Origin of the sequence: Aquimarina discodermiae (genome assembly GCF_040786235.1) — a bacterium.
Classification (GTDB): domain Bacteria; phylum Bacteroidota; class Bacteroidia; order Flavobacteriales; family Flavobacteriaceae; genus Aquimarina.
Window position 1 is genome coordinate 232713 of record NZ_JBFMKP010000002.1, and the last position, 20843, is coordinate 253555.

15 protein-coding genes are annotated in these 20843 nt (G+C 34.9%); 1 reads left to right on the top strand and 14 read right to left on the bottom strand.

The window, feature by feature from the left end:
- Positions 1–11: 11 nt before the first annotated feature.
- Genes ABW636_RS01915 through cyoE form a run of 3 tightly spaced genes read right to left on the bottom strand, consistent with a single transcriptional unit; the run spans position 12 to position 2518 of the window.
- On the bottom strand, positions 12–995 hold the full coding sequence (locus tag ABW636_RS01915; protein WP_367588260.1) for a cytochrome c oxidase subunit 3: 984 nt from the start codon (positions 993–995) through the stop codon (positions 12–14).
- A gap of 48 nt (positions 996–1043) precedes the next feature.
- Positions 1044–1625 (bottom strand): cytochrome c oxidase subunit 3, encoded by a 582-nt coding sequence (locus tag ABW636_RS01920; protein WP_367588261.1) that lies wholly within the window; start codon positions 1623–1625, stop codon positions 1044–1046.
- The gene (gene cyoE / locus ABW636_RS01925; protein WP_367588262.1) at positions 1616–2518 is read right to left on the bottom strand and encodes a heme o synthase; all 903 of its coding nucleotides are present in this window, start codon (positions 2516–2518) and stop codon (positions 1616–1618) included. The genes ABW636_RS01920 and cyoE overlap by 10 nt, the downstream gene beginning before the upstream one ends.
- 239 nt (positions 2519–2757) lie before the next feature.
- On the opposite strand from cyoE, the gene ABW636_RS01930 reads away from it, so the two are divergent.
- The gene (locus ABW636_RS01930) at positions 2758–3627 is read left to right on the top strand and encodes an MBL fold metallo-hydrolase (RefSeq protein WP_367588263.1); all 870 of its coding nucleotides are present in this window, start codon (positions 2758–2760) and stop codon (positions 3625–3627) included.
- A 40-nt stretch (positions 3628–3667) separates the two neighbouring features.
- Here the strand turns inward: ABW636_RS01930 and ABW636_RS01935 are convergent, their stop codons facing one another.
- From ABW636_RS01935 to ruvB, 11 genes are all read right to left on the bottom strand, one after another.
- Positions 3668–4411 (bottom strand): energy transducer TonB, encoded by a 744-nt coding sequence (locus ABW636_RS01935; protein WP_367588264.1) that lies wholly within the window; start codon positions 4409–4411, stop codon positions 3668–3670.
- Between the two features lie 107 nt (positions 4412–4518).
- Positions 4519–5244 carry an energy transducer TonB gene (locus ABW636_RS01940; RefSeq protein ID WP_367588265.1) on the bottom strand — a complete coding sequence of 242 codons (726 nt, stop codon included), beginning with the start codon at positions 5242–5244 and terminating at the stop codon, positions 4519–4521.
- Between the two features lie 147 nt (positions 5245–5391).
- Entirely contained in the window at positions 5392–5802 is a 411-nt protein-coding gene (locus tag ABW636_RS01945; protein WP_367588266.1) for a VanZ family protein, read from the bottom strand.
- A complete protein-coding gene (gene gcvH / locus ABW636_RS01950) occupies positions 5774–6154 on the bottom strand; it encodes a glycine cleavage system protein GcvH (RefSeq protein ID WP_367588267.1) in 381 nt (126 codons plus the stop codon). Before gcvH ends, ABW636_RS01945 begins: the two co-directional genes overlap by 29 nt.
- A gap of 134 nt (positions 6155–6288) precedes the next feature.
- A complete protein-coding gene (gene sov, locus ABW636_RS01955; RefSeq protein ID WP_367588268.1) occupies positions 6289–13491 on the bottom strand; it encodes a T9SS outer membrane translocon Sov/SprA in 7203 nt (2400 codons plus the stop codon).
- 4 nt (positions 13492–13495) lie between these two features.
- Entirely contained in the window at positions 13496–14077 is a 582-nt protein-coding gene (gene ruvA / locus ABW636_RS01960; protein WP_367588269.1) for a Holliday junction branch migration protein RuvA, read from the bottom strand.
- A 234-nt stretch (positions 14078–14311) separates the two neighbouring features.
- A complete protein-coding gene (locus ABW636_RS01965) occupies positions 14312–16627 on the bottom strand; it encodes an NADP-dependent malic enzyme (protein WP_367588270.1) in 2316 nt (771 codons plus the stop codon).
- Between the two features lie 262 nt (positions 16628–16889).
- Positions 16890–17084: a hypothetical protein gene (locus ABW636_RS01970; protein ID WP_367588271.1), complete on the bottom strand. Its 195-nt coding sequence runs from the start codon at positions 17082–17084 to the stop codon at positions 16890–16892.
- Between the two features lie 373 nt (positions 17085–17457).
- Positions 17458–18387 carry a tRNA epoxyqueuosine(34) reductase QueG gene (gene queG, locus ABW636_RS01975; protein WP_367588287.1) on the bottom strand — a complete coding sequence of 310 codons (930 nt, stop codon included), beginning with the start codon at positions 18385–18387 and terminating at the stop codon, positions 17458–17460.
- Between the two features lie 55 nt (positions 18388–18442).
- Positions 18443–19774, bottom strand: a complete 1332-nt coding sequence (locus tag ABW636_RS01980) for a cytochrome P450 (protein ID WP_367588272.1) — start codon at positions 19772–19774, stop codon at positions 18443–18445.
- Positions 19775–19800: 26 nt separating this feature from the next.
- Positions 19801–20823 (bottom strand): Holliday junction branch migration DNA helicase RuvB, encoded by a 1023-nt coding sequence (gene ruvB, locus ABW636_RS01985; RefSeq protein WP_367588273.1) that lies wholly within the window; start codon positions 20821–20823, stop codon positions 19801–19803.
- Positions 20824–20843: the final 20 nt, after the last annotated feature.

Below are 20843 nucleotides of genomic sequence, written 5' to 3' on the forward strand. Positions count from 1 at the left end.
TATATTTTTTATTAAACCAGATAAAAGAATGTAAATACAAACACCCATACCAAATCTACAAAGTGCCAATATAAACCAACTTTCTCTACCATTTCATAATTCTTTCTTCTCTCATATGTTCCTAAGATCACATTAATGAAGATAATGATATTAATGATCACTCCAGAAAATACGTGAAACCCGTGAAATCCTGTTATAAAGAAGAAAAAGTTTGCAAATAACGGAGTTCCGTACTCATTGTGTTGCAAATTAGCTCCCTCGACAGTACCGATAGCATCAGCTTGTAATCTTCTTAAGGATTCTTTTCTAGATAAAATTGTTTTTTCTCCCTCTTCATTCAAAATCTGTGTTCTTATTAATAGATCACTTCTTTTCTCAAATCCAGCTCTTATTTCGTCTATGGTATAGGTAGGAAGTGTTGCTTCTTTCTGAAACCATATTCCGTTTTTACGCTCATGTCGTGCTCTTTCATTATGCGCATCTACGATAGCGATCTCTTTTAAACCAACTCTATGGCCTTCTGCATCTACAAATTGCAGTATCTGACCTCCTCTTGTTTCTACCGCACCGTATTCTCCTTTGATAAAGTTTTTCCACTCCCAAGCCTGAGATCCTACGAAGATTGCTCCTCCTATAATAGTCAAGAACATATAAAGGATTACCTTTTTCTGCTTCATATGATGTCCTGCATCTACCGCCAATACCATTGTAACAGAAGAAAAGATAAGAATAAAAGTCATTAATGCCACATAATACATTGGTGCGTCTACACCGTGTAAAAATGGGAAGTGATTAAACACTTCATCTGCTATTGGCCAAGAATCAATAAATTTAAATCTTGAAAAACCATATGCGGCAAGAAAACCTGAAAATGTAAGTGCATCCGAAAGGATAAAAAACCACATCATCATCTTACCATAACTTACCTTGAGCGGTTGGTTTCCACCTCCCCAAGTTTTATCTTCTGTCCCTGTTTTAGTAACAGCTGTTTCCATATAAAGAATTTGGTATTGTTAAATTTTCCACAAAAGTAAGCAATTTTATTATCTAACGAAATATAAAAACAAAAAGAGATAAACCCACAAAAAGTCCACAAAATGCCAATACATAGCACCTAGTTCTAAACCAAGGGTTTGCCCTCTTTTATACTTTTGTTTAAAATGATTATAAATTACAACTAAAAGCACTATAACTCCGCCAATTATGTGCACTAAATGCGTAACTACGATTATAAACATAAAGGTAGTTACAATATTTGAAGTTGGGCCTGTAAAATGATACCCTTGACGAATCATATCATTAAAACCTTCGAATTGCAAAAATACGAATATCCCACCTAAAACTATCGTAGCGAGTAATAATAAAGATGCTAAACTTCTGTTTTCGTTATCTATTGCTTTCTTCACAAAGTGAAAAGTTATACTACTTGCAATAATAACGATAATGCTATATATAAACGCATTTGGAAAAATAAGATCTGTAGCCCAGTCTTTTCTGGATTTACTAACAACATAAGCACTGGTAAGACCAGCAAAAACCATTGCCATACTAATCATAGCAAACCACATCATCGTCTTCTTGGACCTATCTATTTTTTCTTTTGTTGTTCCTTGCGTTAAATCCATGCTCTTATAAGTTTATCAACTACATAAATGATTTGCAATAGGGTAATATACAAAACACTCATGAGCATTAATTGTTTGGCCGTTTTAGCATCTCTCCTTTTATACAAAAGCATTGCAGACCTTCCTAAAACCAATCCTAATATCAAAATAATTCCTCCTGCAACAGGTGTAAGGTATAATTCTCCTGTTACTCCAAAAACAGGAACCAAAGAGGTCACAATTGTCCATACTGTATAAATAATTACCTGTACAGCGGTTCCCTGATCTTTTTTACCTGTTGGAAGCATAAAAAAGCCTCCTTTTTTATAATCATCAAACAAAAACCAGCCAATTGCCCAGAAGTGTGGGAATTGCCAGAAAAATTGTATCATAAACAATGTCCCTGGTTCGATACCAAAATCATTGGTTGCTGCTACCCAACCCAACATAAAAGGAATAGCGCCCGGTATAGCTCCCACAAAAACCGATAATGGAGTTTTTGTTTTTAAAGGCGTATACAGACTCACATAAATAAATATAGAGATTGCGCCAAACATGGCTGTTTTAGGATTGATATTGTATAAAACAGAAATTCCGGCAATTGTAAATAATGTTGCAATAGCAAAAGCTGTATTAACAGACATTCTACCAGACGGAATTGGTCTATTTTTGGTTCGATCCATCAGTTTATCAAGATCTCTTTCTATAATCTGATTAAAAGCATTTGAAGCACCAACCATAAAATACCCCCCTATTGCAAGGAGCAAAAGTGTACTCCAGGAAACCGTCTCAACTCCCAACAAATAACCCGCAACCGACGAAAAAACTACACTTAATGCCAATCGCATTTTTGTAATTTCCTTAAAATCCTGAACAACAGATGTTTTTATAGTATCGATTTGGGCAACACTCAAATTTTCCACGTTTTTCTTAATTACTTTTTATAAAAGTCGTGCAAAGATATATCTTATATGCGTTTTAGACAACTTATAACTATTTATAATTCAACTTTTAACAAGCTTTCCCACTTTTAAATTCAACAACAACAATTCTTATTCTTAATTTTTAACACAACATTTTGACTATCAAAACTATAACGATTGTAATTTTCAAGTCACACATCAGACAAAGTTGATACACAAAACACATAATCATGAAAAACCTATATATTTTTGGAATTTTTCTGTTATTTCTAAACTCCAATGCACAAAACAAAAAAACATCGATCACGGTAGAACCTCTATCAGAAAACATTTATATGCTTACTGGAAAAGGAGGTAATATCGGTGTTTTTAAAAACGAAAAAGGGCTGTTTATTATTGATGATCAATTCGCAAATGTATCTGAGCAATTGTTTGCTACTTTAAAAACAATCAGCAACCAACCAATTACTACGGTTGTTAACACTCATTTTCATGGAGACCACACAGGAGGTAATGAAAACATAGCAAAAAGTGGGGCTATCATTTACGCACAAAAAAATGTACGACATAGAATGAAGTCGAAACAACAAAAAAAGGGTAATATCAATCTACTATCACTTCCTGTAATTACTTTTGACGAGGGGTTGCAATTTTATTTTAAAGATGAAAACATAAAAGCCTTTCATGTACACAATGCGCATACTGATGGAGATGCCATTATTTATTTTACACAAGGAAATGTATTACATATGGGGGATACCTTTTTTAATGAACGCTACCCCTATATTGATTTAAAATCGGGAGGAAGTATTCACGGATACATAAGTGCTGCTAAAAAAGCACTACTCATTACCAATGATGACACCAGCATTATCCCTGGGCATGGAAAATTAGCAACTAAAAAAGATCTTGAAACTTTCTTAGAAATGCTTGAAACTATCACCTCTCGTATTCAGGAAGAAATTGACCAGGGAACATCAGCTACTAAAATCTTAAAAAACTCCTTACTAACCAAAGAATACAACCAAAAAGGCTATGGTGATGGCTTTATTAATTCTGAAGGTATTCGCAACACAATTTACCTTAGTCTTACAAAATAAAAACACATGCCAGGAAACACATCCCGGCATGTATATTTTATTATTCTTGCACTCTAAAAGTGATCGGTAGCTGATATTTTACAGTAACTGCTCTACCTCTTTGCTTACCTGGTGTTACATCAGGAAAAAGACCTATCACCCTTCTTGCCTCTTTTTCTAATCCGGGATGCGGTGCTCTAATTTGAATATTTTGAATAACTCCATTTGGAGAAACCTCGAACAAGGTAAAAATACGTTGCATCCCACTTAATCCATACCTTTCACCCACCTCGGTATTAAACCTTCTAGAAACAATCTTTCTAATTTTTGCAGAAAAACACTCTGCCTTTTCTTTGTTAGAAGTCAAATGCTCACACCCAGGAAAAACAGGCACATCTTCTACCACACTAAAAGGAACAGAAACCGGATCATCTACAGGTTCGATATTTTCAATATCATCTGGATTAACAGGAGCAGTTTCTACGGGAGGTGAGCTTTCAAACTCTTTTTCAAAACTTTTTATCTTAGTATTATCATCAACTATTTTAGCTTCAGAGATATCCATAACCTTTTGAGGTTTCGGCTTACTCTCTAATGGCTTTTCTGGAACTTTTTCGATGATAAAATCTCCCATGGTATACTCGGTAATAGTATACGGATTTTCTACAGGAGAATTAGGGACAATTATTTGAGAGCTCGTGTACACCTCAAACATTACATAGGTAAATAAAAGACTTGCTATAAGTCCAATCTGAAAGTTCACTAATGTACTTTTTTGTACATTAGCATCATGCTTGTTACTCATACTATTTAGTTTTAACGTTACAATTGATTCTAAATCAACAAGCATACCAAAAAAAGAATCCCGTTACATAAATGTAACGGGATTCTGATATTAAATATATTTTATTCTTATTCCTGTACTTGGAATACGATTGGTAGTGAGTATAACACCCCTACTGCTTTTCCTCTTTGTTTACCAGGAGTCATTTTTGGTAATAAACCAACTACTCGCTGCGCTTCTTTTTCTAATCTAGGGTGTGGCCCTCTAGCCTGTACTCCAACAATATTACCTTTTCTATCAATTTTAAATCTTACATAGATACGGTTAACGCCTGACAATCCAAGTTCACTTCCTAATTCTGTATTAAACTTACGGTTAACGAATTTTTTAACCTTATCACTCATACATTTCTTTTTTGCAGCATTACCACCTGCTTTTTCGCATCCAGGAAAAATAGGCACATTTTCGATTACTGCAAAAGGAACATCTGCAACTTCTTCGTCTTCATCAACATCTTCTACCTCTTCTACTTCTACAATCTCTTCTTCTTGATTAGATTCTGTAGATTCGATAATTGTTTCTTCTACTTCTTCTTCATCTTCTACAACATCAATAACCTCTGGAGCTGGTGGCGGTGGAGGAGGTGGAGGTGGTGTATTTAGATTTTGAGTAATAGGGATATCTTCTTCTTCTAATTCATCAAGATTAACCTGACCAATATCTATATTACTTTTATCATACGTCTTCCACTCAATACCTCGCCATGTTAAAAAGAGAACTAAAATAAGCCCTAATTGAAGGAATAAGATACTTCTTTTAGTTAAATCTGCTTTTGGATTTTTCTTTGGTTCCATAATATTATAATCGTTATAGGATTGCTAAAATAGCTAAATTCTTTTGTAATTTCCAACTAAAGATAAAAATGTAAATCAAAAAAATTAATTTTTAACTTTTACAAGACCTCTAATAAAGTTAAAAACAACATATAGTTAACTGATATTCTAACTACTTAACTTAATTTTCAAAATTATTCTTCTTGCGAGCACAATTAATAAAACAGCAAAAATTGTACCACTTGTATTCGCAATTACATCGTACCACTCAGAACTTCGATATGTAGTCAATAGGGCTTGCAGTATTTCCATTAAAATTCCATACAAAACACACATTACAGAAGCTATCCATAAACTTTGTTTTAAACTTCTATTCTGTCTTTCAGAAAAAAACAAAAAAGAGAACCAAACAGTAGTCAAGACAAAATAAGCTATAAAGTGCGCCAGCTTATCACTCATATGTATTTTAACCCCAACAGGGTTGCTTATTTTGGCCAAAGAGGCCCAAGTAAGCAACCCTGTAGATATAATTGCCAGAAAAAAAATGGGATTATGCCCCAATAATTTCTTTATAATCATCTGCTGATAGTAAATCTTCTACTTGAGAAGCTTCTGCTATTTTAACTTTAACCATCCAGCCATCTCCATAAGGATCGCTATTCACCAATTCTGGATCACCTTCTAGTGTCTCATTAAATTCGATAATTTCACCAGCTAATGGTAAAAACAAATCAGATACCGTTTTAACAGCTTCTACAGTTCCAAAAACTTCTTCTCTATCAAGTTCTTCATCTACTGTTTCTACTTCTACGTATACAATGTCTCCTAATTCACTTTGCGCAAAATCAGTAATACCGATAGTCGCAACATCACCATCAATCTTGATCCATTCGTGATCTTTGGTATATTTTAAATCTGCAGGAATGTTCATCCGAAAAAAATTTATTTGTTGTTAATATTTTGATGACGAAAATAAATCTATTTTATTAAATTTTAAGGAAACGAGACAAAAAAATATTGAAAAAACAATTTTTAACAATTAGAGGTTAACAAATCATCATATTTCTAGTTTCCGAAATTATATCTAAGCGTAAAACCGCCTCGAATTGTAGTCTGCGGAAATGCAGTTGATATTGAATACTCTGAAAAGGTATGATCATAAAACAACAATGCTGTCAAGTTTTTACTTAGTGCATAATCTGCAGTAAATTTAAAACCATAAATATCTTGCCCGGCTGTTATTTGGGTATTCTCTATATCCAAGTATCTAATCAGAGTTTCATTTTGTCTAAGCGATAGATCTGCTCTAAGGTTAAGGTCACTTTTAATAACTCGTTTTTTACCCGATATTCTAGTTGTAAACATCAAATCTTTTAATCTGTAACCCAAACCAATAATATATTCATTTCCTTGAATTTCTGTCAGTAAGTTATTATCAAAACTTAACGAAAGTGCTCTGTCCTTTTTCCATTCAGCCAAGATTTTGATAGAGTTATTCATTTCCATATCTAACTTTACCAAAGGACTAAACTGCTCAGTAAGGTTTATATTAGAAAACAATATTGGATTTCTAGAATTATCAGCACGATTTACATCACCATCTCCCCCTGTATCGACTTGTTGTACTCCAAACTGTAAATTGGTCTGGAATTGATTTATCGTATAATTAGCTCGATACCCATGTGCTACAGAAAACCTTTTAAAACGTTTTTTAAACCATTTTAGACGCATTAATCCTGTGTATTTTACATCCCAGTTTGGCAATGGTATATCTCTAAATGCACCTGTCTGAATTTTATCTGCACTAGTACCCGTATATGCCGCTAAAAATGCCGGCAATAGGACTGCTTGATTGGTTTTACCATATCCAGATGGGAAACCATCATCATCAACGGTTGTTATGCCATTTTCAGTACCCAAGCGCTCTGCTATAATCCTTCTATTTTTTCTAAACTCATCAAACGTTTCTGAGTTAAACTCATCACTCTTTTTAAAAGCGGTTTTAACCAACATCGTCGAAATGGTAAAATTACCAAACGTATTAGCGGTCAGAGATTCATAAGGATCTTCTACATTAATATTTTCAATGCTAAACACATCATCTTGTATAAGATTAACTTTATAGTTTTCGTTAAACGTTTCTGAATAATTTCTACTACCACTAATATCAATCTTAAAATCTCTAAGCAAGTCTAAAGAAGCCTGAATATTAAGCTGCTTTCCTTCTACTTCTTGGTATTGTTGGTTAAACTCATCATACAGGGTAAGCCATCCATTACGGGCAGCAAGGCCCCTAATATCTGATTGACTACCAAAAGTAAACCCAACAGTTGGTTTTAGTGTTCCTACAAACCCAGGTGTTCTTGTATATCCTGGAAGAAAAATACCACTATCTTGATTATAATTTATATTTACTTTTTTTACAGCGGTTACCAAACCAATAAGTGTATTAAATGCCTTGTCACCCGTACTTAACTTACTACGTCCTCGTTCTGGCCTTCGTGATCTGCTTTCTGGTTCTGGCGGAGACTCTCTACTATCTCTATCATCAGGTTTTTCTTTTGAATCTTTTTTCCGGTCTCGATCTTTAGCACCTCTCCTTCCTGCTTTCTTTTTGGTAAGCCCCACATACTTATACAATGTATTCATATCTAAAGATCCATTGACTGTATGCACATTGGCATTTTGTACCGTATGCCCCAAATCAGGAATTCCTTCTAGTGATTTTAACGCTTCACTACCCTTTATCCACTGAAAATCGGCGCTATAAGAATACGTTGTACGCAAAAACTTAAGTGCTGGTATTTTTTTGAACGGCACCTCATAATTAACCTGAAGTTGCTGACTATGTGAGTTAGGATCTCCTATGTCAAAAAAGCCTGTCCATACATCGACAGTGTTATCTACATTATTTTCTTCGTCGATAAAATTCTTAATAATCCTTTTGTTGGCAGATGTAAAAGTAAAATTAAGTGATTTTGACAAATTGTAATTAACCCCATATTGCCAATCATACAAAAAGTTACGTTGGTACAATGCTGGCAACTTAATATCATTTGGTCCTAGGGTAATATCTCTAAAAATCTGCTTATTATATTGTCTGGTTATGTTAGAACTTACCGAGATACTTGTTGGCAAAAGATTAAAGTTGAAATCTTTAATCAAATCAAAATATTTACTTTTACCCAAAAGCTTCACTTTTTTAAAGGGCTCTATTTCTTTGGGTCTAAATCCAAAATCATAGGTGCCTCCCAATTTCACTTGTTGATCTAGAGATTCTTCTATTTCAAAATCACGATGATCGGTTTGATTATATGTGCCTGAAAAAGTGAAATTCTCAATATCATAAGGCATTGGCTTACTATCACCTGTTCTTTCTTTTCGCAATCCGATTACATTAAAACTTTGTCTTAGCGTATAATCAGTAGATTGCTCTTCTATTTGTTTTTTCCTTTCTGGATCTGTTGTATTATCTAACCTATCTTGAAGCTCCAAATCCAAAAATTCGGGATCATATTGCGGAGTAATAAGCTCTTCTCCTCTACTATAATTAAATGGTAATTGCACTCCCCATTTTTTTGGAAGCAACTGCCCTAAATTAACATTGGTAGTAACATCATATTGCTTTACATCTTCCTGGCTTCTTTCATTAGGACCTTGCTCGATGCCTCCAAAACCAATTGTTGTAATTCTACCAGAAGCACTTACATTTGCAAAATCGGCAATATTAGCATCCATACTTGCAACTGCAGCCCATCCACCCCTATTTTTTAAATCACTAAGGCGCATTTCATTAAACCAAACTGTAGCCGATTGATCACTACCACTTTCGTTCTTAATACCAATCATCATCACCCTTATATCTCCAAAATTAGGATTTCCTTTAACTCCTATTTTTAGATTATTAGGTTGCTCAGATAAAAAGTTAAGCTCATTTGCAACTAAACTATTATCTCCTAACACTTCTGACTTAACTGTCCTTAAAAACTCTAATGGTAGATTAAAACGATTTGCTGTAGGCCAAACACTTTCCTGGTCGCTACTAGTTCTATCAGATACCGCTAACGGTATTTCTATCTGATAAAAATTATTCGTAAAATCGCTTCCCATTCTTATGAATGCTTTTACATTATTGTTGCCCAAAGTTCCTCCCGGAATTGGCTCTGCATGCAAAAACATTTCAAGGTTCTCGTATTGGCGCATGTCTACATTAAAATTCTTATACACCCCTCTTGCATCTCCAGACTTAAGATCATTTACTGTTAATGCCAAAGATCTTTCATCTTCTCGAATGATATTGTTATTATTGTTGACTTGCTCTCTTATTACACCAGGTGGTGTAACATAATTAGGCGTTTCTTCTGCACTTACCGAAGTAATAATCACTTCTGTCTCGCCAAAAACATTCAGCCCATCTGTTGGATCATTTACTTGATCTCCTACCTGAACATATCTTCTATAATCTCCACGTACCAAATCCATATTTGCGAATCGCAATAATGTAGGTTGTGAAAACTCTGTAAGATACATTCTCATAAATCGTATAGATCTAAAATCGCTGATATTTTCTGCACTGGTAGGCTCATAAATCGGCACTTTGAATCGTACCCATCGTGTATTGATTTGCTGACCAGCAATTTCTGTAATCACTTCTCTTGTATCAGATATATACCCTGTATCACCGTCATTACCCACATCCATCCCTTTAAAAATAGGAACCCTATACTGATAGTAACTATTAATGGTATTCATGGTATTATCTCTATTCACATCTTCTGCTGTGGGAAAAGTAGTACTCCCTCTATCTTCGTTAGACAAATCAGTTGGCGAATTACCCTCTGTACCATTATAACTATCATATCGCTGCACCACATCTCCCGTTGCCTGAAGAAAATAAGTATAATTATCTGCAGATGGATCTGGCAATGATGTAAATGGGCCAAACTCTACCTTTTGTTGCTCGTCGGCATCGCCCAAACCATCAAAACCAACATCTTGCGCCGCTCTATCCTGATCTTGCGTATCAAATGCATAAATTAAGGATTGATTTACAGGTACGCTTGCATAATTAGTATTCACCACATTACCCGTTTGCCCAACAGCTGGCAGTCCATTTTCATACTGCTTTCTTCCATCTTTTAAGACATCTTCACTTATATTACCTAGGTTAAATACAATAGTACCTCCTGGATTGTTCAAATCATCATACTCAAAAGGATCCATTAACCAAAACTCCATAAATTCGACATTAGACTGCTCAAAATTGGTCGTCGTTAATTGCCTGGTAATTCCCCCAAAATTATCTCTTGGATCTGACACCGGAGTATTATTAGGTGCGTAATCTGGATTATAGTTATAAGGTCCTCTTTGTGTAGGATCATAGTTAAGATCAAACGTAAATAACGCTAATGTTTGTCCCTGTACGATATCGGTATCAGGAAACACCTCATCTATAAATACTCTTCTTGATCGGTTTGTTGCTAAATCTTGTTCTGTAATTCCGCTTGGTCTATTATTACCATAAAAAATTGGATCAATAGAGTACCAGGATAGCTTTGCTCTTTTATATCCAGATTCGAGATTATCATTTTCTATCTCACCTCCAAAACCAAGTGGCGCACTTGACAGTTCCCATGACTGGGGAGAACTCACATCTATTCGTGTTTGTGCTCCTTCAAAATCATCTATATACGTTGTTACTTTACCATCAAAATCTGCCCCTTTGGGTGCTCCTGCAATCAAATAGGCTCCTTCTGCTCTTACGGACACATTCGATGGCACATCAGTATCGATATTAGGCAATTTATTTACCATTCTTGTTAAAAAAGGAACCTCTGTTGCATACGCCGCATTGAATCCTAAAATGGTATTATTAATAGGCTCAAAATCATAATTTGACTTTTGAGTTATAGGTCGTTCATTTAGGTTTAAAAATGTACCTCCTATAATAAAATCATCGCTAAACTTATGTTCTATATTAAGTCCTGTAAAACGTTTGGTTTGTTGCCCAAACACCGCATTATTTTCTGTAGAAACCTGTATAGGTGTATTAGAAGATTTTAACGCCTCATCTAATATGATTACACGTCCTAATTGATAGTTAACCGTATAATCAACACCTTCTTGTAAAACTCTACCTCCCGCTGTCACCGTTACCGAACCTTGTGGCACATTAAATGCCCCCAAAGGTATCCCGTCCTGACCTGAAGATTTATACCTACCTTTTAACTGAAAGAAGTTCTTATCAGCAGATTGTTGTTCGGCTACTACCTTTGTTTGCGTATATAAATCTCTAAATACGTATTTATCCTGATTCGCATTATATGAACCTGGGCTTGTATAATCAGCACCAACCGGTCCATTATCTAATCTATCGAAAAGATATTCTCCAAAAGGTTCTACACTAGTAAATATGATTCGACCATTTTGAGAATCAATGGTTAATCCATCTACATAATCAAAAAAACCATCTCCTCCTTGTACCGGATCCCCATTCGGATTTAATCTATCCAAATTAAATACCTTTAATAAGGTGGTTTGTTCTACATCACCGGGTAATGCCAATGAGGTTTCGTCTACCGCTGTAATATAGTTAATAGGAGAAGGGTTTGAGTACACTATATTTAGCCTAAAATCATTTTGCTCCAGTCTAAACGCTCCCGTACTGTATATGTTTTTCATCATCAAGTCCCATATTGGTCTTGTCACATTAACGATCGGGCTTTTAAGCATTTTAACCACCAAACTCTGACTTGAACCAATTTCAACATTGTTATTAGGATCTGTCGTATCTCCCGAACTTACAGTAGCATCTACCCCGTCATTTGCAAATTCTCCTACTTGATATACCTCATTATCTTTGGTGTATTGAAATGCCACCGCTAAGACTTCATCATTATTGAGTCGTTGATTTAAAGAAATGTATCCCAGTTGATCATTCAACGTATACTCTGTAGTATTTAACTTTCTTGCATTTTCTAACACCGCATAATCAAAGCCTTCATTAAAAGTAGCAATAGCTCCTGTAAAACCTTGTTGTAGTGTAGCAATTTGTCTTACAGCTTCGGTTATCGGGCTACCCGCCTGACCGATTGTTGTAGGATCCAAATCATTATTACCGTTATCTGGTAATGCATCAGTATTAGCCGTATTAAACAAAGAAACCGGGATATCAAAATTGCCATCTCCAGGTCCTTCTCCAACATCCTGAAGCGCCACTATATTACGAGCGTTAGTAAGTGTTTGTGCACTGGTAGCTCGGTTTGTTATCCAAACCTCTACCCTTGTAATTTTAATATTACTATTGATAAAGGGGTAGTTTGCTAACGATTTATCGTAAGTATCTCTAAAATAATGTGATAAGAAAAAATGCCTATTCTCATCATAATCTAATGCAAATAATTCAAAGTTTTCTATAGTCCCTCCTCCTTCAACGTTAACAGTTTTGGTTTCTGAACGCTGTTCTGAATACACACCAGTTATGGTGGTACGTCCAAACTGCAAACCAACTTTTACTCCAAAAAGACTTTGTGCTCCCTGAATCAATGAGCTATTTAATGGCATGCTCACATTACCAACCTCTATACTTTGTATAATATCATCCTCTGTTGGAGTATATTCTAACTTTAATTGGTTCTGGAAATCAAAAGTAGACTCTGTATCATAATTTGCGGTAACCTGAAGTCTTGTACCTATTTTACCCAATAAACTAAGACTAATTCTTTGATCAAAATCGAATGTAAAATTACTCCTGTTTCGCGGTGAAAGCGCAGGATTATCTTGCTTGGTATATAATAATCCTAGATCCATCTCTACAGATCCTTGAGGAATCACTTCTATCTCATTTCCACCAAAAACAGATTGAAAAAAATTAGAGTTTACATAAAAAATTGGCAGCAAATTCTTTCTTTTTCCTTCTGCCTCTTCTGTTTTACCGCTAAAAGCGTCAATTTTTTCCTTAAAATAAGACCGTCTTTGCTCTGCCTCTACCAGCTCTAGATATTCTGCTGGTGTTAAAAACAATGGATACCTGACATTAAAATCACCCAATGTTTGGCGATAAATATATCTATCTGTTATAGGGTCATACTCATATTTAGCAACAATACTGCTTGGGTCTGGTAATGAAAGTTCACCCATAGAAAAAGAAGTACTGGTAGAGTCTTTTACTGTCTCCTTATCCTGACCATATAACACCCCACTATAAAGCGTTACTAAACATACTATTATTCTAAAAAAATTAAAGTGTAAATAATTTGATGAACCCAAGTTTTTATAAATTTTTTAGTGCCTGTTTAATAATATTTTCAACTGTTTCTTTGGGGTTAGTTTTTAAAACACGATCCACTGCTTTTTCTGCAATTTTTCGATTAAAGCCAAGTGTTTCTAATGCAGATAACGCTTCATTTTTATTAGTATTGTTTTCTACTACTGAAACTTCATCCAGATTATACACTTTTAATATTTTATCTTTTAGGTCAATAATGACCCGTTGTGCTGTTTTGGCACCAATACCTTTAATAGATTGAATGGTAGCAACATCACTAGAAGCGATCGCTTCTTTGATTTGATCAGGATGTAAAGATGACAACATTGTTCTGGCAATACTGGCTCCAATTCCTGAAACAGAAATCAACAACCTAAAAATCTCTCTTTCAGACTTTTCTACAAAACCAAACAACGTATGAGAATCTTCTTTAACTTGTAAATGTGTATATAACTGAAGAGCTTCTCCTTCTGAAATCAAAGAATAAGTATGCAATGAGATATGTAAAAAATATCCTACACCTCCACATTCTATAACAACGTTGGTTGGATTTTTTTCTACAAGCCTTCCTTTGATATGTGTGATCATTAAAAGAGTTCTAATTTATTAAGCATCCAAAAGTAAGAAAATTATCCTACATAAATTAGGTTTCTATTATATATAGCAAATATTACTGAATCGATATACTAGCCTCATACAGCAACTATGTTTTTAAACAAAAAAAGAGACCGCTTCGCAACAGTCTCTTTTATTACCATATTTAGGCAATATCTAAAAAACAAAAGGACTAAGCACTTCTTTTGTTTTAGTTCTTTCTTAAAATCACACCGTCTCTTTTGGAGCCAATGACATATAATACAATTCTCTTTTTTCTTTTTCTTGAGCATCAATAACTGCAACTGCAGCCATATTTATAATCTCTTCTACGCTTGCTCCTAATTGCAATATATGCACGGGTTTATTCATTCCCATCATAATAGGACCAATAGACTCTGAGTTATTAATCTCTCCTAATAATTTATAATTACTATTTGCAGAGTCTAAATTAGGAAACACGAGTGTATTCACCTTTTGTCCGTTTAATTTAGAAAACGGAAACTTATCGCTTCTTTTTTCCTTGTTTAGCGCAAAATTAATCTGCAATCCTCCATCAACAATTAAGTTAGGATGATACCTATGCAAATAAGAAACGGCATCTTTTACCTTATCTGCAGCCGGGTGTTTGGATGATCCAAAGTTAGCATATGACACCATTGCTACTACTGGTTTAATACCAAACATTTCTACCGTCCTTGCTGTCATTTGGGCAATTTTTGCCAACTCTTTTGAAGAAGGCTCAATATTTATTGAAGTATCACTGATAAACAATGGGCCTTTATCTGTCATCATTACATTCATCGTTGCAACCCGAGCCGCTCCTTTAGCCAATCCAATAAGATCTAACATTGGTTTTACTACAGTTGCATAACTTCGAGAATAACCTGACAATAATGCATCTGCATCTCCTTCGTTTACCATCATTGCAGCAAAATAATTACGCTCACGCATTAATTTTTCTGCATCATACAAGGTGATTCCTTTTCGTTTATGGGTTTCCCAATACTTTTTACCGTAACGATTTTTTCTTTCTTTTTCTTCATCTGATTTTGGATCTATAATATCAATCCCAGTTGGATCAAAATCAATCTCTTGCATCAGCTCAATAATCACATCTTTGCGTCCCAATAAAATAGGGAACCCTATTCGTTCTTCCATCACCGTTTGAGCTGCCTTAAGAACATCTAGGTGATCTGCTTCTGCAAAAACGATACGTTTTGGGTTCGTTTTGGCTCTATCTAATAATAATCTTACTAATTTATTATCATTACCCATTCGCTCTAAAAGCTCATCTTCGTACTTCTCCCAATTGCTTATTGGTTCTGTTGCCACTCCACTTTCCATAGCCGCTTTAGCTACCGCAGGAGGAACCTTTGCTATTAGTCTTGGATCAAATGGTTTTGGAATAATATATTCACGTCCAAAATTAAGGCGGGTTTCACCATAAGCAATATTCACCTGTTCAGGAACTGGTTCTTTTGCCAATTCGGCCAATGCTTTTACCGCCGCCATTTTCATTTCTTCATTGATTCCTGTAGCTCTTACATCTAATGCTCCTCTAAAAATAAAAGGAAATCCTAATACGTTATTTACCTGATTAGGATGATCACTTCGACCAGTAGCCATAATCACATCTTTTCTAGCTTTTATAGCCAGATCATATTTTATTTCCGGATCTGGATTTGCCATCGCAAAAACAATAGGGTTTTCTGCCATAGAAACCAACATATTTTCTGATACTAGATTTGCCATAGACAACCCAATAAATACATCTGCCTCTTTCATCGCATCTTCTAATGTACTAAGATCTCGATCGGTTGCAAACTCTGCCTTTTCTTTGGTAAGATTATCTCTATCCTTACGAATCACACCTTTACTATCGGTCATTACGATATTTTCAGAACGTGCTCCAAAAGCTTTATACAATCTTGTACATGACACTGCAGCAGCACCTGCACCACTCACCACAATCTTAACCTCATCTATTTTCTTTTCTGCTATTTCTAATGCATTTAACAATGCAGCAGCAGAAATAATAGCTGTCCCATGTTGATCATCGTGCATTACAGGAATATCAAGCTCTTCTTTTAAGCGTCTTTCTATTTCAAATGCTTCGGGAGCTTTAATATCTTCAAGGTTAATTCCTCCAAAAGTAGGTGCTATATTTTTTACTGTTTCTATAAATGCATCTACATCTTTGGTATCTACCTCTATATCAAAAACATCAATATCTGCAAAAATCTTAAAAAGCAACCCTTTTCCTTCCATCACTGGCTTAGAAGCTTCAGGTCCAATATCTCCTAAACCTAAAACCGCTGTTCCGTTAGATATTACAGCAACAAGATTTCCTTTTGCAGTATATTTATAAACATCTGCTTTATTTTTTTCTATCTCCAAACATGGTTCTGCAACTCCTGGAGAATACGCTAATGACAAATCTCTTTGGGTTGCATATTTTTTGGTGGGGACCACTTTAATTTTACCTGGAGTAGGCTTTGCGTGATATACTAACGCTTCTCTTCTTTTACTTTCGATACTCATACTACGTTAAGATAAATGTGTAAAAAATAAGAGTACAAAGGTACAAGTATGTACGAGATTCAGAAATTAAAAATGAATTATATTTCAAAATTTTTGAGAAATCCATATCCTTTATAAGATTTTATTAGATTTTTCTAATAATCCAACCAAAAACCCTATTTGTTTTTTGAATATGGTCTTTTATAAAAGCCTGCTTGTCACTAACAAAACATAAAAAAACTGGACTCATAAAAAATCCAGTTTCTTTGTTCAAATTTTAATGCTATTCCCAATATAGACATCGGGTTCCTGAACACCTTCCAGCATCACAAATTTCTTGACCATTAGGTAATCTAAAACAACATTGCCTTGGATTCGATGGTTTACAATAATTAAATCTTCTCCAACCTCCTTGTATTTGTTTTTGCGCTTGCTTTCCAATCTTTTTTACTCCATCTAAATTTAAAATGTTTTTCATTTGATACATATTTAAGTTACTAATAAACGTTCGTTCCTAGAAACGCCTTATAAACCCATTCATCTTTTATATAAAACCGATCTAACAAGGCTTTTTCTTTGGTCTGATTGTTATCTTCCAAAGATATTTGTGTATTTCTCAAATGTAAATTTTATATGGTAGGAATAAAAAGGAAGTGTATCGAAATTCATGAATTCCTACCATATATTAAAAATATTTATTTGATAGAGAATATACCCTTTTGCATTATAAGCACAATTCTTATTCATACGACAACTTTAACGTGCCGTGAAAACAAAAGGTTGTTTTAATCTACAATCTGGTCGTTTGTAAATGATGATATTTTATTTTGGGCAAGCAATCACTACTATTTTTAATCATTTTTCAAAAAATCTAGATTACGAGTGAGCCCAGAAAACTTAGTTCGCTTTACTGCAGATTTTTGAAATACTTTTGAGAACACCTCTTGGGTAATCTCATGCCAATCCTTTTTTGACATCTCTAATAATTCTGGCTTAGGATTAAAAAGAGGTTCATTGTGTGGTTTCGAGAAACGATTCCAGGGACATATATCCTGGCATACATCGCAACCAAACATCCAGTTATCAAACTGCCCTTTAACATCATTGGGGATCTCTTCTTTTAGCTCTATAGTAAAATAAGAGATACACTTACTGCCATCTACCACATAAGGTTCTACTATCGCCTGTGTAGGACATGCATCTATACATGCTGTACATGTGCCACAATGATCGGTTACCGGAGTATCATATTCTAATTCGAGATCTATGATTAACTCTGCAATAAAATAAAAAGACCCGACTTTTTGAGTTAGTAAGTTACTGTTTTTACCAATCCATCCTAATCCACTTTTTGCCGCCCAAGCTTTATCCAATACGGGAGCAGAATCTACAAAGGCTCTACCACCAACTTCTCCTATATTTTCTGTAATGAATTCTTGTAATTGTTTGAGTTTGGCTTTAATCACATGATGATAGTCCTGCCCATAAGCATATTTAGAAATTTTGGGAGCTTCTTGATCTTTTTGGACTTCTAAGGGAAAGTAGTTAAGAAGTAAGGAAACAACACTCTTTGCGCCATCTACAAGTTTGGTTGGGTCGAGACGTTTGTCAAAGTGGTTTTCCATATACGACATTTGCCCATGTCTATTTTGATTTAACCAGTTTTCTAATCTAGGAGCTTCAGTTTCTAAAAACTCGGCTTTGCTAATACCACAGGATAAAAAACCAAGGCGTTTTGCTTCGGTTTTTATCAATTGGGTGTGTTTAGCTTTTGGATTCAAATGAATTGTTTCGGAAACGAATTTCAAAAATACGCTTTCTTATACTAAATAAAAATCATCGTTGCTTAAAAGCAAGCGTTGCATTTTTGGGCTTCAAAGTAATTAACGGATTAATCCTCACCTCTTTTTCATTGGTAGTTATCTGGTACTTTTTTACAAGTTCACTAATTGTAAAAATCATTTCGTACATCGCAAAATTGTTTCCGATACACATCCTGGGTCCTGCACCAAAAGGAAAATAACAGTTTGAATATTCTTTTTTACGATCTGGATGAAATCTATCAGGATCAAATTGTGTTGGGTTTTTCCAAAAATCTTTATGCCTATGAATTTCGTAAAATGAAATTAACAACATAGACCCTTTTGGGAACACAAGATTATTATACACATCTTCTTCTACGGTTACACGATCTGCAAAATATGCCGGCGGATATAAACGCATTGCCTCTTCTATACATTGCTTTACATATCGACATTTTATACTTTGTTCTACAAAAGACAGGCTCTCTATTTCTATAGCCTGTATATTTTTATAAATTTTTTCTTGTATTTCTGGATGCATTGCCAAAAGCTGAAGTGTAAAAGACAACGCATTAGAAGTAGTCTCATGACCAGCGATAAACAAAATCAAAATTTCATCGATCAATTGCTCATTATCCATACCTCCTCCATCTTCATATCTTGCCTCTAAGAGCATATCCAGCAAATCATCATATTTTTCTTCTGACTGTCTTCGTTCTTCTATAATCTTATTTAAAATTGCTCTTGCCTCATCGGTTTGCTTAAAAGTATTTCTTATTGCTCCGCTAAACAAGAACCACCAGCGTTTGTAGGGTTGTCTAATCTCTTTAATCAATGATTTCTGAACGGTTTCTGTAATCTCTTTTAATCTTGAAATCGTACTTCCATCATCTGAGTAACTAAACAGAGATTTTCCTACTACGTTAAACGCCAAATCTCCCATAATAGGATGCACATCGATCTCTTGATCAGGTTTGATCTGTAAAAGTTCTTCTTTAATCACCTCTCGAATGGTTGCCGCAATAGCTTCTAACTTTTCTTTATGAAACGCAGGCTGAATTAAGCGTCTTTGTTTTAACCATTTTTCTCCATTAGCAGTGAGCAAACCTTCTCCTATATACTTTCCTAAGTCTTTTGTTTGCAATGCGGACTTATCATATTTTTTATGGTGCTTTTGCAATACATGTTTTGCATGAAGTGGATCACGTGTAAAAACAGCTCTGCTTTTTAATCCTAATCGTACCACGAAGACATCTCCTAGTTTTTCAAAATTTTCTCGATGAAAAGGTAACGGGTTTTTAAGGATACGTTTGGCGTTTCTATATACTTTTAAAAAAGATACTTTGGGGAGATTTGTTGTAGACATGCCTTATTTTTTACTATATCATTTTTTTAAAACAATCCACCTTGTATCCCACCTTTATTTCTTCCTAAATGTTTATACGCTGCTTCTGTAACTTCTCTACCTCGTGGGGTACGCATAATAAATCCTTGTTGTATCAAAAATGGTTCGTACACTTCTTCTATCGTCTCTGGGCTTTCACTTACTGCAGTTGCTATCGTCGTTAATCCAACGGGGCCTCCTTTAAACTTATCGATCATGGTCAATAAAATCTTATTATCCATCTCATCCAGACCATGCGCATCTACATTAAGAGCTTTAAGAGCAAACTTTGAGATTTCTATATCAATCTTACCGTTTCCTTTTATTTGAGCAAAATCACGTACCCTACGCAATAAAGCGTTTGCGATCCTGGGAGTACCTCTACTTCTACCTGCTATCTCGATCGCGGCTTCCATAGAAATGGGGACATTTAAAATATGTGCACTTCTTTCTACAATGGTAGACAATAATTCTGTAGTATAATATTGTAAGCGGGATTGTATCCCAAAACGCGCTCGCATAGGAGCTGTCAACAGTCCTGATCTTGTCGTCGCTCCTACCAATGTAAATGGATTAAGATTAATTTGAACGGTTCTGGCATTAGGACCGCTCTCGATCATGATATCGATCTTATAATCCTCCATAGCCGAATACAAATACTCTTCTACAATGGGGCTTAGTCGATGAATCTCATCTATAAACAATACATCTCTATCTTCTAGATTGGTTAACAATCCAGCCAAATCACCCGGTTTATCCAGTACGGGTCCAGATGTTACTTTGATACCTACATTTAATTCATTTGATAAAATATGTGCCAGGGTAGTTTTTCCTAATCCCGGTGGTCCATGAAACAAGGTATGATCTAATGCTTCATCACGTAAATTAGCTGCTTGTACAAAAACCTTTAGATTCTCGAGAACTTGATCCTGACCTGCAAAATCTTCAAAAGCAAGTGGTCTAAGTGCTCTTTCGACATCAAGCTCTTCGTTCGAATAGTTTTCGTTTGATGGATTAAGGTTTTCGTTCATCGTATCCCGTCTTTACTAAT

Excerpts from the sequence above, each read along its gene's own strand:
- ABW636_RS01920 (WP_367588261.1), bottom strand. The coding sequence starts at position 1,625 with ATGGATTTAACGCAAGGAACAACAAAAGAAAAAATAGATAGGTCCAAG.
- ruvA (WP_367588269.1), bottom strand. The coding sequence starts at position 14,077 with ATGATCACACATATCAAAGGAAGGCTTGTAGAAAAAAATCCAACCAAC.
- ABW636_RS01970 (WP_367588271.1), bottom strand. The coding sequence starts at position 17,084 with ATGAAAAACATTTTAAATTTAGATGGAGTAAAAAAGATTGGAAAGCAA.
- ABW636_RS01965 (WP_367588270.1), bottom strand. The coding sequence starts at position 16,627 with ATGAGTATCGAAAGTAAAAGAAGAGAAGCGTTAGTATATCACGCAAAG.
- ABW636_RS01980 (WP_367588272.1), bottom strand. The coding sequence starts at position 19,774 with ATGTCTACAACAAATCTCCCCAAAGTATCTTTTTTAAAAGTATATAGA.
- ABW636_RS01930 (WP_367588263.1), top strand. The coding sequence starts at position 2,758 with ATGAAAAACCTATATATTTTTGGAATTTTTCTGTTATTTCTAAACTCC.
- ruvB (WP_367588273.1), bottom strand. The coding sequence starts at position 20,823 with ATGAACGAAAACCTTAATCCATCAAACGAAAACTATTCGAACGAAGAG.
- gcvH (WP_367588267.1), bottom strand. The coding sequence starts at position 6,154 with ATGAACATTCCTGCAGATTTAAAATATACCAAAGATCACGAATGGATC.
- ABW636_RS01945 (WP_367588266.1), bottom strand. The coding sequence starts at position 5,802 with ATGATTATAAAGAAATTATTGGGGCATAATCCCATTTTTTTTCTGGCA.
- ABW636_RS01940 (WP_367588265.1), bottom strand. The coding sequence starts at position 5,244 with ATGGAACCAAAGAAAAATCCAAAAGCAGATTTAACTAAAAGAAGTATC.
- ABW636_RS01935 (WP_367588264.1), bottom strand. The coding sequence starts at position 4,411 with ATGAGTAACAAGCATGATGCTAATGTACAAAAAAGTACATTAGTGAAC.
- ABW636_RS01915 (WP_367588260.1), bottom strand. The coding sequence starts at position 995 with ATGGAAACAGCTGTTACTAAAACAGGGACAGAAGATAAAACTTGGGGA.